Genomic DNA, 13,615 nt, shown 5'->3' with positions numbered 1-13,615 from the left:
ATGAGTGACATCCTCGCAGACAGCTTAGATGGCGTAGAACGCCGGTCGCTGGCTGACTTCACCGAAAATGCCTACCTCAACTACTCCATGTACGTGATCATGGACCGTGCCTTGCCGCATATCGGCGACGGCCTCAAGCCCGTACAACGGCGCATCATCTACGCCATGAGTGAGTTGGGCCTGGACGCTGATTCCAAGCACAAGAAGTCGGCGCGTACCGTCGGTGACGTGCTCGGTAAGTTCCACCCCCACGGCGATTCCGCCTGCTACGAAGCGATGGTGCTGATGGCGCAGCCGTTCAGCTATCGCTACACGCTGGTAGACGGCCAGGGCAACTGGGGGGCGCCGGACGATCCCAAATCGTTCGCTGCGATGCGATATACCGAAGCGCGTCTGTCGCGTTATTCGGAAGTCCTGCTGAGCGAATTGGGCCAGGGCACCGCCGACTGGGGGCCTAATTTCGACGGCACCCTCGACGAGCCGCTGGTGTTGCCGGCACGTTTGCCGAATATCCTGCTCAATGGCACCACCGGTATTGCTGTGGGTATGGCCACTGACGTGCCGCCGCATAACCTGCGTGAAGTCGCCACCGCCTGCGTGCGCTTGCTCGATGAGCCCAAAGCCACGGTAGAACAACTCTGCGAGCACATCCAGGGGCCGGATTACCCGACCGAAGCGGAAATCATCACGCCGCGCGCCGACCTGCTGAAGATGTACGAAACCGGCAAGGGTTCGGTGCGTATGCGCGCTGTTTACCACATCGAAGATGGCGACATTATCGTCACCGCGTTGCCGCACCAGGTGTCCGGTGCCAAGGTGCTGGAGCAGATCGCCGCGCTGATGCAGGCCAAACCGTCGAAATTGCCGCAGGTTGCCGACCTGCGTGACGAATCTGACCACGAAAACCCTTGCCGCATTGTGATCATCCCGACCAACAGCCGGGTCGACCACGAAGTGCTGATGCAGCATCTGTTTGCCAGCACGGACCTGGAGTCCAGCTACCGGGTCAACGTCAACATCATCGGCCTGGACGGCAAGCCACAGCTGAAAAACCTGCGCAACCTGCTGGTGGAGTGGCTGGAGTTCCGGGTCAACACCGTGCGTCGCCGCCTGCAATTCCGCCTGGATAAGGTCGAGCGTCGCCTGCACCTGTTGGACGGCTTGCTGATTGCCTACCTCAACCTGGATGAAGTGATCCACATCATCCGTACCGCCGAGCACCCGAAAGCCGAGTTGATTGCGCGTTTCGAGTTGAGCGAGATTCAGGCTGACTACATCCTCGACACCCGCTTGCGTCAGTTGGCGCGACTGGAAGAAATGAAGCTGCGCGACGAACAGGACGCGCTGCTCAAGGAGCAAGCCAAGCTGCAAGCGCTGCTGGGCAGCGAAGCCAAGCTGAAGAAGCTGGTGCGCAGCGAGCTGATCAAAGACGCCGAAACCTACGGCGATGACCGTCGTTCGCCGATCGTGCAGCGCGCAGAAGCGAAAGCGCTGACAGAAACCGAGTTGCTGCCAAACGAGAAAATTACCGTCGTTCTGTCGGAAAAGGGTTGGGTTCGCTCCGCCAAAGGGCATGATATTGACGCCACTGGCTTGTCGTACAAGGCGGGTGACGGGTTCAAGACCGCTGCCGCCGGGCGTTCCAACCAGTTTGCGGTGTTTATCGATTCCACCGGGCGCAGTTATTCGGTACCGGCCCACACCTTGCCGTCTGCACGGGGGCAGGGTGAGCCATTGACCGGGCGCCTGACGCCGCCGCCAGGGGCGAATTTCGAGTGCGTGCTGCTGCCGGACGACGATGCGCTGTACGTGATCGCCTCCGACGCGGGCTATGGGTTTGTGGTGAAAGGTGAAGACCTGCAGGCCAAGAACAAGGCGGGCAAGGCTCTGCTGAGCTTGCCTAACAACGCCAAGGTGATCCTGCCGCGGCCGGTGGACGACCGAGAGAGCAACTGGCTGGCGTCGGTGACTACCGAGGGGCGTTTGCTGGTATTCAAGATCAGCGACCTGCCGCAGTTGGGCAAAGGCAAGGGCAACAAGATCATTGGCATTCCCGGCGAGCGAGTGGCCAGTCGCGAAGAGTATGTGACCGACATCGCAGTGATCCCGGAAGGCGCGACGTTGGTGCTTCAGGCCGGTAAACGTACCCTGTCGTTGCGTCCTGACGACCTTGAGCATTACAAGGGTGAGCGCGGTCGGCGTGGTAACAAATTGCCTCGTGGCTTCCAGCGCGTGGATGCTTTGCTGGTGGAAACGCCGGTTTAACGCGTATTAGAGCCCTCGATCTACGATTTAACGCGTAGATCGACGCTTTGGCGCTGGAGTCATGGCGCATATTCACGGATGATATGGCCTTTCCAGCGCCGGCGTGGCCGAGCGTGTTTAGGTTATTTTTAGTATTACATTGTGGTTCGCCTTGTGGCAGCCACCTGGATGGGATGATGACTGCTCCACGCCTTCCTTTATTTTTCGTGCTCGCTGGCCTTTTGGGGCTGGCGGGTTGCAGCACACATCAACCGGTGTCGCTGTACCAGCTGGACAGCGGAAGTCCGGCTCAACCTGCACAGACCGCCGGCATGGCCGTCTTGCTGGGCCCGGTAGTTGTCGCCGACTACCTGCAACGCGAAACCCTGCTACAACGTCAGAACGACGGCAGCCTGCAAGGTTCCACCGATGGTCGTTGGGCGGGCAGTTTGTCGTCCGACATCAACCAATTGATGTTGCGTCAGGTCGCAGGTCAACTGGACAGCCAGCGTGTGGTGCTGGCGCCCGCGCCGACCGGGTTTACTCCGGACGTGCAGGTGTTGCTGACGATCACCCGTCTTGACTCCGGTACGTCGCAGCCGGCGATTCTCGATGCGCAATGGCGCTTGATCGATCGTCGTGGCCAGGTACGCGATAACCGCATCGTGCACCTGCAGGAGCAGCACACCGGCACCACCGCGTCCCAGGTCCAGGCCCAGGGCGTGTTGTTGCAACATCTGGCACAGCAGTTGTCGGTGGCCCTCAAGCCATTGGCCAACCAACCGCCGATTGCCGAAGCGCCGCGCAAGCAGAGCGCCCCGGCGCAGGCTAAGCCGGCAGAACCGCAGAAGCCGAAGATGCCAATGGCGACGCCGATTCGCACGGATATGGAAGTGTTCAGGTTCTGATCTGAATCGCAGACAAACAAAAAGGCCCGCTGATTCAGCGGGCCTTTTTTGTTGTTTGCTTCTGTGATGAGAGGCTTCCTGTGGTGAGGGAGGCTTTTGTGGTGAGCGGGCTTGCCCCGCGCTGGGGCGCGAAGCGGCCCTAAAACCAGGCGGCCGGTTCTACCTGGAAACATGCGGTGACTGGATTGGGGCCGTTTCGCAGCCCAGCGCGGGGCACGCCCGCTCACCACGCCAAGCCCGCTCGCCACAGAAGCCCTTCACCACAGGAGCCCTCTGCGCTACAGCAAGCCCGTTTCACCTTAACCTTTGGTGCGGGTCTCGTGCATCCGCGCCAGCTGCCGCTCCAGCATCGAGGGATACGGCTCCATCAACCGCTCCACACAGCTTGCACCCTCTGGGCTGGCAATCGGGCGGATGCGTGCGCGCTGGCGGATCAGTGTGTCTTCACTGATCTTACGTTCCACCAGCAACAGGTTGCGGCTGTGCTGCGACAGCGCCAGGGCGTCCTGGGCGCTTTCGGTGAGCAGCAGGTCGATCTGGCTCATGCCAAACAGGTCATCGCTCACCGTCAGGCCCAACTGCAGTTGCAGCGTGATGCCACTGTCGGCCACTTCGATCTGCAGGGCATGGCCCAGGGCGCGAAGCAACTCGCCGCAGCAGATGGCGTTGGTCAGGTAGTCTTCGCCGCTGTCTTCACTGTGGAACAGCATCAGCGTGCTGCCGTCGTTCAGGGTGTGCAGCTCGCTCTGGTACAGCGAAGCGGCCTGGTCGAGGCAGTCGCGGTAGCGCTCCAGCAGCTCGGTCAGGCGTGCGCGGGGCAGGCGACGCAGTTGGTCCTGAGCGCCCAGTTGCACAGCCAATACGGCGCTGAACTGGGGTTCGGTGTTCTTCACCGGGACTGGCTTCGGTGCGACGGCCGGTTCGCTGGCCGAGGTGTCGCGCAGGTCGGCGAAGGGGTCTTCGTCGTCCAGTTCGTCTTCTTCGGCTTTGAACGCCTGGCGGGTGGCAGGCTTCAGGCCTGCTACCGGCGCTTCTTGCACTTCAAACGCAGGCTCGTCGTCGTAGTCTGTTTCGTCGAACTCAGGCTCTGGCTCTACTTCGCGCACCACCGGTTCCGGGGCGAAACTGGCGTGCAACTGGCGGGCGAGGTCACCGATCTCATCCTGGCGTTCAGTGGCCGGGGTGTGTTCGTCGATATCGCGCAGCCAGATGCGCAACTGCATCAGTGGCGTGGAGATGTGTCGACCCAGGCGCAGACTCAACGCCAACGCCAGTGCCAGCAGGATCGCGCTCAAGATGCCCATGCTTTGCAGGCTGATGGTCATCGGCTGCTGGAATTGCTGCATGTCCAGGCTGATGCGCAGTTGGCCGGCTTTCACATCCTGAAACGTAATATTGCTCTGGTAGAGACCTTCGGCTTCACCCAGCAGGCCGTTTTTCGGGCGTTGCCCGGCTTCGGCCATGATCCGGTTGTCCACGCTGTAGATGGCGGCGTGGGCCACCAGCGGGTTCTTGGTCAGGTTGTTGAGCAGCACGTTGAGGCTGAGGATGTCATTGGACACCAACAACTCAGTCGCCGAGGTGGCGGTCTGGGTGGTCAAGCTCTCGCCCAGGGCGTCGGCTTGCTCATGCATGGCCTGTTTGAACTGCAAACCCATCACGCAGGCGTAGATCACCAGGGCCAGGGCGACCAGGATCACGTTATGGCTGGCGATGCGTAATGCGATCGGTACACGGCGGTGGCGCAGTGCCCGGAAGATCAGCAGGAAGAAATTATCGGTTTTTACTGGCGTGGGCCGGTTCACTTGCGCTCGGCTCTTGGTCCGTGAAGTTGACGCGCAGTATAGCGACAGCCCTAGGACCGGCAAAGCGCTGGCTGTGCCCGATGGTCACTGAAAGTGGGTAGAATGCGGTTTTTTTCCAGCCTGGGGGTGCGCCTTGCGCGAAATTGTCCTGATAAACATCACGGGGGAAGACCGCCCAGGTCTGACCGCAGCCATTACCGGTGTTCTGGCCCAGGGTGGTGTGAACATTCTCGACATCGGTCAGGCGGTGATCCACGACACCTTGTCCTTCGGCATCCTGGTCGAGATCCCGAGCACTGAACAGGCGTCTTCGGTGCTCAAGGACATCCTGTTTACGGCGTACAAGCTGGATCAACAGGTGCGTTTCACCCCGGTCTCCGAAGAGGACTACCAGCAATGGGTCGCCGGCCAGGGCAAGAAACGCCACATCGTGACGCTGCTGACCCGCAAGGTCACCGCCGAACAGTTGCAGCGCGTCAGCTCCATTACTGCGCAATACGGCCTGAATATCGACCATATTGACCGTCTGTCGGGTCGTATGCCGCTGGACACCCCGGCCGACAAAGGCAAGGGCTGCATCGAGTTCTCCGTGCGCGGTGAACCGGCCGACCCGCAAGCCCTCCGCGCCGAGTTCCTCAGCGTGGCCCAGGAGCTGAATGTCGATATCGCGTTCCAGGAAGACTCGCTGTTCCGCCGCAACCGCCGTCTGGCGGTGTTCGACATGGACTCCACGCTGATCGAGGCTGAAGTCATCGACGAGTTGGCCAAAGCCGCCGGTGTGGGCGAGCAGGTTTCCGAAATCACCGAGCGCGCCATGGCCGGTGAGCTGGATTTCCGCGCCAGCTTCAAGGAGCGCCTCGCGCTGCTCAAAGGTCTGGATGTGAGCGTGCTGGACTCCATCGGCGCCTCCCTGCGCCTGACCGAAGGCGCCGAGACCCTGTTCGCCGAACTCAAGCGCCTGGGTTACAAGACCGCGATCCTGTCGGGTGGCTTCACCTACTTCGCCAAGCAATTGCAGGCCAAGCTGGGCATTGACTACGTGTTCGCCAATGAGCTGGAAGTGGTGGATGGCAAGGTGACCGGCGTGGCCGTGGAGCCGATTGTTGACGCGCAGCGCAAGGCGGACCTGTTGAAGGAGTTGGCCCACAAGGAAGGGTTGCGTCTGGAACAGACCATTGCGGTCGGCGACGGTGCGAATGACCTGCCGATGCTGGCGATCGCCGGGTTGGGTGTGGCGTTCCGTGCCAAGCCGCTGGTGAAGCAGTCGGCCAAGCAGGCGATTTCGACGCTGGGGCTGGATGGCGTGCTGTATCTGCTGGGCTTCCGCGACCGCGACGGCCAGCTTTAGGCCGTCACGCCACCCCCTGTAGGAGCGAGCTTGCTCGCGAAAATCGTCAACGATTACACGGGCATTCTGGATGCCCGCGGTGTTCTTGAGTTCTTCGCGAGCAAGCTCGCTCCTACAGGGTCTGTGTCGATCAGGCTTTAGGTGCGGCGATGCCTTGGCCCATCTGTACCGGAGTACCAGCGGCCAGTTCTTCAGCCCACTTCACCTGATCCGGCCCGAACAGTACGATTGCGGTCGAACCCAGCTTGAAGCGACCCAACTCCGCACCTTTTTCCAGATGAATCGGCGCACGTGCAGCCTCGTCGTAGCGGAAGGTTTTCAGCTCGCGCTTCGGCGGTGTCACCAGGCCGGCCCATACGGTTTCAATCGACGCGACGATCATCGCGCCCACCAATACCACGGCCATCGGGCCGCGTTCGGTGTCGAAAATGCAGGCAACGCGCTCGTTGCGCGCGAACAGTTCAGGTACGTTTTCAGCGGTAGTCTGGTTCACCGAGAAGATGCGACCCGGGATGTAGACCATCTCACGCAGCGTGCCGGCCAGCGGCATGTGCACCCGGTGGTAGTCCTTCGGCGACAGATAGATGGTGGCGAAATCACCACCCATGAACGGCGCTGCTACGGCCGAATCACCACCTAGCAACTCCAGCACGCTGAAGCTGTGGCCCTTGGCCTGGAACACCCGGCCATGCTCGATCGGGCCCAGTTGGCTGACCGCACCATCGGCAGGGCTCAACACCGCGCCTGGGGTTTGATCCAGTGGGCGCGCGCCGTCTTTCAGGGCGCGGGTGAAGAAGGCATTGAAGTGCTCGTAAGCGGTCAGGTCCTCAACCAGGGCTTGGGACATGTCCACTTGATAACGCTTGGCGAACCATGTGGTGAACGCATTTTTGAACCAGCGCACACGGCACTCGGCAACGCAACCGGCCAGGCGCGACAGCAAGTGGTGCGGCAGCAAGTACTGGCTGAGGATAAACAACTGCTTTTTCATAACTGTCCTTAAACCTTAAATCTCGACGGGGGTGTCGGGGTGGTTGCCCCATTCGCCCCAGGAACCGGCATAACCTTTGACTCGCGGATAACCGAGCGCCTTGGCCACCAGGTAGGTGAAGCCAGAGCGGTGGTGAGTCTGGCAGTGGGTGATGATTTCTTTGTCGCGGGTCAGCCCGAGGTCTTCGAGGATCTGCGGCATGTCACGGCGGATACGCAGGTTGCGCGTCTTGTCCATGCCGGCGGTCCATTCGAAGTTCACCGCGCCGGGGATGTGTCCGCCTTTGGCTGCGAGGACCTTCTCGCCGGAGTACTCCAGCGGACCGCGTGCGTCCCAGATGCCCAGGTCGGCAGCGCCCAAGCGGCTTTGCAGGTATTCGCGGGTGGCGGTGGGGCCGTCGTGCAGCGTGAGGCTGACCGGGCCGCCGACGGGGGCGGGCACCTCGGTCGAGACCGGGTGCTTTTCTTCCAGCCAGGCCAGCAGGCCGCCGTCCAGGTAGTGGTACTTCTGGTGGCCGATCACGTCGAGCATCCAGATGAATCGTCCGGCCCAGCCGCCGCCTTCGTCGTCGTAGACCACGTAGGTGGCGTCCGGGGTATGACCCAGTTCGCCGAACAGTTTCTCAAGATCAGCCTTGTTGGGCAGCAGGCCGGGCGCCGGCGGCTGGCCCAGTTGGGTGCGCTTGGGGTCAACGAAATGCGCGCCGGGGATATGCCCTTCGGCGTAGCGGGCGGCACTGGTGAGGTCCACCAGTATCAGGTGTTCGGCATCGAGGCGACCAAGCAGGTCGCTGGATTCGATCACCAGCGGCAAGCCAGAGAAGTCAGGCATGTGAGGTCTCCTGGGCACAAATGTTGGCGATAAAAGACGGCAATTGTAGCGCAAGCATCAGGCGCTGCGGTTGGTAAAGCAGTGCAGGGCTTTCTCGATGCATTGGGCAGTTTTGCCGAAGGCCTGCACGGTGGTTTCCGAGAACGGGCCGCCGCCCTGGTCGGCCACCATCAGCATCACCACCTTGCCATTGCAGCTCAAGGAGCGCAGCAACAGGTGTTCGCCGGTGAACAGGCGGCGCAGGATCGGCGGCAGCAAAGCCGAAAACTGCGCGTGGTTTTCAGGGTTGAGGCGTACTTGGGCGGACTTTTCCAGCAAGCGCTGCAGCAACGTACTGTTGACCACATCCAGGCTCAAATTGGCCGCATCCTTGGGCAGGCCATCGGCCTGGTGCACGCGCAAGGTGCTCATGGCGCGGTCAGCCATCAACAACATGACCCGCTGCATACCACTGGCCACCAGGGCCTCCTTGGCGCAGGTGGTCAGGTGCATGGCGTTGGCAAAGCGGCTCGGCTCTACCAGCAGCTCGGTGCAGCGCTTGCGCCACACGGCCAGGGCCTCGGCAGTGGGCGGCGGCGCTGGGAGCAGGCCGCGATGAATCTTCTGTACATGCCACGGCCAGATCAGCGACAGCGCCGGGTGCCAGAGGTCGGGCATCAAGGCGGTGCGGGCGCTGGTGACAGCCTGTTGGTGGACCAGTTGCTGCACCTCGCCCAAAGGCTGTTGCAGGTACAGCGCAGTGAGCAATTGCCAGCGTTCGGTGTGCGGGCAGGTCCAGGACTCCTGGGCCGACATCGCCAGGCCGTTGGCCAGCAGCACGGTGTTGGCCGGCTGGTTCAACCAGCGGCGCAGAATGGGTTCGGCGTCGAGCAATTGCTGGTGGCGCAGTGGGTCGTCCTCGCGGGCGATGTGCAGCGCCTTGACCAGCAAGCGTTTCTCGCTCATCAGCAGCTTGTAGCCTTGGGATACCCAGATCGGTAAGTGCCAGGCTTCGGTCAGGGCGACGCACAGGTCCAGCAAGCGCACGCCGAACAACGCTTGCTCGACCTCGCGCGCCGATTGGCCTTTGTGGATCACCCGCAGTTCCCATTCTTCGAGGAGTTTGGGGTAGGCGACCGCCATCGGCCACAGCGGCGACAGAAACAGCAGGCTGCCCCAGTGAATGTCCTGCCACAGTCGCGCCAGGCGGCTGCCGAACAAACCGTTGGCTTGTTGCGACGCGTGCTGGCTCACCAGCAGCAATTGGCGCAACGCCACAGGAATCTCGTTGGCCGGCACCGACGGCAGGCGTGCCAGCAGTTCTTCGGCGCGCTTGAGGCCCAGGCGATTGAGCGCCACTTCGAGGTTTTCCGCCGGTTCCGCCAGGCTGCCATGGGTGTGGCTGTTGGCCTCGCGCATCACGCTGAGCACGAGCGCCGGGCTGCTTTGCATCAGCTCGGCAATATCTCGCAATGAACTGCGGCTGTCGCGGATGCCTTTGCACACACGGTCGTGGCTGGCCTGGGGCACAGGCAGCAGCACATCGTCCAGGCGCTTGACCCAAGCGGCGAGAGAGGTCGGTTTTGCAGTTGGGACTGTCGTTTCATTAGCCATGATAGGGGCGCGATCATCACTTGCGGTCTACACGCCCGGAGCGGGCCGAACTGGCTTTTCGCCTTAACGGGCTATAGTCTGGCGCAGTTTTGCCGATAAGTAGAACAAGAGTTTTCTGCTACACCCAATATGTCCATGAACCCGACGGCGCAAGTACTCATCCCCTATGGCTAAAATTATCGGCATCATCGTCGTCATCGCAAGCGTGCTCGGTGGCTACGTCCTGTCCCACGGTAAAATTGCTGCGTTGATCCAGCCCTTCGAAGTGCTGATCATCGGTGGTGCGGCGTTCGGCGCATTCTTGCAGGCCAACCCCGGCTACATGACCATGCACGTGGTCAAGAAGTCCCTGGGCATGTTCGGTTCGCGCTTCACCCACACCTTCTATCTGGAGGTTCTGGGCCTGGTCTACGAGATCCTCAACAAAAGCCGTCGCGAAGGCATGATGGCCATCGAGGCTGACATCGAAGATGCCGCCGCCAGCCCGATTTTCGCCAAGTACCCGGCCGTGCTCAAAGATGAGCGCATGACCGCCTACATCTGTGACTACCTGCGCATCATGTCCTCCGGCAACATGGCCCCCCATGAGCTGGAAGGCCTGTTCGACATGGAGTTGTTCAGCCTTAAAGAAGAGCTGGAGCATCCCTCCCACGCCGTGACAGGGATCGCTGACGGTATGCCGGGGTTCGGTATCGTTGCGGCGGTACTCGGTATTGTGGTGACCATGGCGTCCCTGGGTGAGGGCGACCAGGCTGCCATCGGTATGCACGTCGGTGCGGCACTGGTCGGTACCTTCTTCGGTATTCTCGCGGCCTACGGCTTCTTCGGCCCGCTGGCCACCTCCCTGGCCCATGACGCCAAGGAAGAAATCAACCTGTACGAATCGATCAAGGCCAGCTTGGTCGCCTCAGCCTCCGGCATGCCGCCGTCGCTGGCGGTGGAATTCGGCCGCAAGGTGCTGTACCCGAAACATCGCCCAAGCTTCGCCGAGCTGGAACAAGCGGTTCGCGGTCGCTAAGCCATGGAAAACAACCAGCCGATAATCATCAAGCGCGTCAAGCGCTTCGCTGCGGGGCACCATGGCGGCGCCTGGAAAATCGCCTTCGCCGACTTTGCGACGGCGATGATGGCGTTCTTTCTGGTGTTGTGGCTGATGTCCACCGCCACGCCGGAACAGAAGATCGCCATCGCCGGTTACTTCAAAGACCCGATTGGTTTCTCGGAAAGCGGCACGCCCTTCGTGATCGACCTGGGCGGTTCGCCGCAGTTGGCGCCTGAGCGCACCATCAACCCGGAAGTGCAGACCGAATCGCCCCAGGAAAAAATCCCGATCGAGCGCGACACGGTCGAGTCCATGGCCGAACAGGTCGAGCAGGAGCGCCTTGAACTGTTGCTGCAAGAACTGCAGACCAAGGTTGAGGAAAACCCGCAACTGCTGAAATTCAAGGACCAGATTTCCTTCGAGATCACGCCTGAAGGTTTGCGTATCCAGATCACCGACGCGGCCAACCGGCCGATGTTCGACTCCGGCAGTGCACGCTTGAAGCCGTACTTTGAAGACATCCTGCTGGCCATGGCCGACACCATCAAGGCAGTGCCGAACAAGATCAGCATCAGCGGCCACACCGACGCCAAGCCGTACGCAGGCCAGGGTGACTTCGGCAACTGGGAACTCTCGGCCAACCGCGCCAATGCCGCTCGCCGCGCGCTGGTAGCCGGCAGCTATCCGGACCCGCAAGTGGCGCGTGTCGTGGGCTTCGCTTCATCGCAGTTGTTTGATCATCAAGACCCGTTTAACCCGGTCAACCGCCGGATCGATATCGTAGTGCTGACCAAAAAGGCCCAGCGTGCGATTGAGGGTGATCAGCCGCCAGCGCCGCAACCCACCCAAGGTGCAGGCGCACCGGGTGAAGTACCGGTCGACCCGAACGCCATTCCGCCAGGGCAAGAGCCGCTGCCGGCGCATGAGCTGCGCCAGAAGCTGAATTTGTTTGATGATGGTGGGGTGAAGGATCCTACGGTGCCGGGTACGGGTTCGTAAGCTTTACATATAAAAAGGCCGCGATGATCGCGGCCTTTTTATACCTGCCTGTAGGAGTGAGCTTGCTCGCGAAAGCGTCAACGATAACGCGTTCATCCAGGATGCCCACGTCGTCTGTGTGTTCTTCGCGGGCAAGCTCGCTCCTACAGCGGCGGTGGTTTAGTAACTGCTCTCCGGCAAACTCGCAATAATCGACCGATAGCTATTCATCCGTTGCTGCTGCACACGCCCATCCTCCAGCGCCTTGAGCAACGCACAGCCCGGCTCGCGGTCGTGTTTGCAGTCGCGGAAGCGGCAAGTGCCGATCAGGTCGTTGAACTCGATAAAGCCCGCTTCCACATCGCTGCGGCTGACGTGGCCAAGGCCGAATTCGCGGATGCCTGGGGAGTCGATCAACTCGCCGCCGCCGGGGAAATGGAACAACCGCGCGGTGGTGGTGGTGTGGGTGCCCTGGCCGGACAGTTCCGACAGCGGGCCCACACGGGTGTCGACTTCCGGCAGCAGGCTGTTGACCAGCGAGGATTTGCCCACGCCCGACTGGCCGACAAACACGCTGATGCGCCCGTCCAACTGCTGTTGCAGCTGTTCCATGCCATTGCCGTGATGCGCCGAAACTTCCAGCACCGGGTAGCCGAGCGTGCGGTATACCGCCAGCAAGGCATTCAGCGCGGGAGCGTTTTGCTCGTCGATCAGGTCGAATTTGTTCAACAGCAACAGTGGGCGAATGCCAGCGTGCTCGGCTGCGACCAGGTAGCGGTCGATCAGGTTGGCATGCGGCTCCGGCAGCGGCGCGAACACGATGACGATCATGTCGACGTTGGCCGCCACCGGCTTGAGTTGGCCACGGCTGTCCGGGCGACGCAGTTCGGTGGTACGTGGCAACTGGGCAACGATCACGCCGATGCCTTGGTTTCCGGCGCGCCAGACTACTTTGTCGCCGGTGACCAGCGCCGGCAGGTTGGCGCGCAAGTGGCAACGGGAGACCGAGCCTGCGAGTTCGCCTTCCAGCGCCTCGACTTCGACCTGCACACCAAAGTGCGCGATCACCAGGCCCGTTTGCTCGGGGCCCAGGTCGCCGCCTTCAAGCGCTTCTACGGCGGAGGATTCACGTTTGGCGGCGCGAGCGGCGCGTTCACCTTGAATCTTTTCGATGCGCCAGTTTTGGCGACGATTGAGCTGGCGTTTGGCCATTGGTGTTCCGTGTCGATAATGCAAAGGTTGGGTAAAACGGTGGCGAGTCTAGCACGCCCCCGCCTGCTAAACTGCGCAGCTACGCCAAGGTGCCAAGAGAATCAAGCCATGCAAAACCCACAGAACCTGATTTGGATCGATCTGGAAATGACCGGTCTGAACCCCGACACCGATGTCATCATCGAGATGGCGACGATTGTCACCGACAGCAACCTCAACACCTTGGCCGAAGGTCCGGTGATCGCCATCCACCACAGCGACGCCGTGCTCGCCACCATGGACGAGTGGAACACCCGCACCCACGGTAACTCCGGCCTGACCCAGCGCGTGCGCGACAGCCGCGTCAGCATGGCCGAAGCCGAAGCCGAAACCATCGCCTTCCTGGAAAAGTGGGTGCCTAAGGGCAAGTCGCCGATCTGCGGCAACAGCATCTGCCAGGACCGTCGTTTCCTTTATACGCACATGAAGGCGCTGGAAAGCTACTTCCACTACCGCAACCTGGATGTGTCCACGCTTAAAGAGCTGGCCGCGCGTTGGGCGCCGGAAGTCAAAGACAGCTTCCATAAAGGCAGCACTCACCTGGCGTTGGACGATATCCGCGAGTCGATTGCCGAGCTGCAGCATTACCGCAAGCATTTCATCAAGGCTTGATGACCGTCATCC

Annotated in this window: 11 protein-coding genes; 6 read left to right on the top strand and 5 right to left on the bottom strand. The window is 61.4% G+C overall.

Going from position 1 to position 13,615, the window contains the following annotated elements; translation table 11 throughout:
- Together parC and ACP7C6_RS20165 are read left to right on the top strand one after the other, a co-directional pair.
- A complete protein-coding gene (gene parC, locus ACP7C6_RS20170) occupies positions 1 to 2,265 on the top strand; it encodes a DNA topoisomerase IV subunit A (RefSeq protein WP_028615499.1) in 2,265 nt (754 codons plus the stop codon).
- 176 nt (positions 2,266 to 2,441) lie between these two features.
- Positions 2,442 to 3,152: a PqiC family protein gene (locus ACP7C6_RS20165; protein ID WP_028615500.1), complete on the top strand. Its 711-nt coding sequence runs from the start codon at positions 2,442 to 2,444 to the stop codon at positions 3,150 to 3,152.
- Between the two features lie 299 nt (positions 3,153 to 3,451).
- Here ACP7C6_RS20165 and ACP7C6_RS20160 read toward each other — a convergent pair whose 3' ends face one another.
- Positions 3,452 to 4,957 (bottom strand): AhpA/YtjB family protein, encoded by a 1,506-nt coding sequence (locus tag ACP7C6_RS20160; RefSeq protein WP_311894340.1) that lies wholly within the window; start codon positions 4,955 to 4,957, stop codon positions 3,452 to 3,454.
- A 133-nt stretch (positions 4,958 to 5,090) separates the two neighbouring features.
- Between ACP7C6_RS20160 and serB the strand changes: the two genes are divergently transcribed.
- On the top strand, positions 5,091 to 6,305 hold the full coding sequence (gene serB, locus ACP7C6_RS20155; RefSeq protein ID WP_028615502.1) for a phosphoserine phosphatase SerB: 1,215 nt from the start codon (positions 5,091 to 5,093) through the stop codon (positions 6,303 to 6,305).
- Between the two features lie 130 nt (positions 6,306 to 6,435).
- Here the strand turns inward: serB and asd are convergent, their stop codons facing one another.
- The 3 genes from asd to ACP7C6_RS20140 are packed head-to-tail and all read right to left on the bottom strand — an operon-like array spanning position 6,436 to position 9,720.
- On the bottom strand, positions 6,436 to 7,296 hold the full coding sequence (gene asd / locus ACP7C6_RS20150) for an archaetidylserine decarboxylase (protein ID WP_028615503.1): 861 nt from the start codon (positions 7,294 to 7,296) through the stop codon (positions 6,436 to 6,438).
- 15 nt (positions 7,297 to 7,311) lie between these two features.
- On the bottom strand, positions 7,312 to 8,127 hold the full coding sequence (locus ACP7C6_RS20145) for a rhodanese-like domain-containing protein (RefSeq protein ID WP_028615504.1): 816 nt from the start codon (positions 8,125 to 8,127) through the stop codon (positions 7,312 to 7,314).
- 57 nt (positions 8,128 to 8,184) lie between these two features.
- A complete protein-coding gene (locus ACP7C6_RS20140) occupies positions 8,185 to 9,720 on the bottom strand; it encodes an HDOD domain-containing protein (RefSeq protein ID WP_426109152.1) in 1,536 nt (511 codons plus the stop codon).
- Between the two features lie 166 nt (positions 9,721 to 9,886).
- Here ACP7C6_RS20140 and motA point away from each other — a divergent pair, with 166 nt between their 5' ends.
- A complete protein-coding gene (gene motA / locus ACP7C6_RS20135; protein WP_016976894.1) occupies positions 9,887 to 10,738 on the top strand; it encodes a flagellar motor stator protein MotA in 852 nt (283 codons plus the stop codon).
- A gap of 3 nt (positions 10,739 to 10,741) precedes the next feature.
- The gene (motB, locus tag ACP7C6_RS20130) at positions 10,742 to 11,761 is read left to right on the top strand and encodes a flagellar motor protein MotB (RefSeq protein WP_028615506.1); all 1,020 of its coding nucleotides are present in this window, start codon (positions 10,742 to 10,744) and stop codon (positions 11,759 to 11,761) included.
- Between the two features lie 159 nt (positions 11,762 to 11,920).
- On the opposite strand, the gene rsgA is transcribed toward motB, so the two are convergent.
- Positions 11,921 to 12,952 (bottom strand): small ribosomal subunit biogenesis GTPase RsgA, encoded by a 1,032-nt coding sequence (gene rsgA / locus ACP7C6_RS20125; RefSeq protein ID WP_003171340.1) that lies wholly within the window; start codon positions 12,950 to 12,952, stop codon positions 11,921 to 11,923.
- A gap of 108 nt (positions 12,953 to 13,060) precedes the next feature.
- Here rsgA and orn point away from each other — a divergent pair, with 108 nt between their 5' ends.
- Positions 13,061 to 13,603, top strand: coding sequence for an oligoribonuclease (gene orn, locus ACP7C6_RS20120; RefSeq protein WP_010563317.1), 543 nt, complete (start codon positions 13,061 to 13,063; stop codon positions 13,601 to 13,603).
- The last annotated feature ends 12 nt before the right edge of the window (positions 13,604 to 13,615 follow it).

Source organism: Pseudomonas sp. TWR1-1-4 (genome assembly GCF_049897165.1).
Lineage (GTDB): Bacteria > Pseudomonadota > Gammaproteobacteria > Pseudomonadales > Pseudomonadaceae > Aquipseudomonas > Aquipseudomonas canadensis.
Note: the sequence above shows the minus strand (reverse complement) of the source record. Positions and strands in the feature narration are given on the sequence as shown.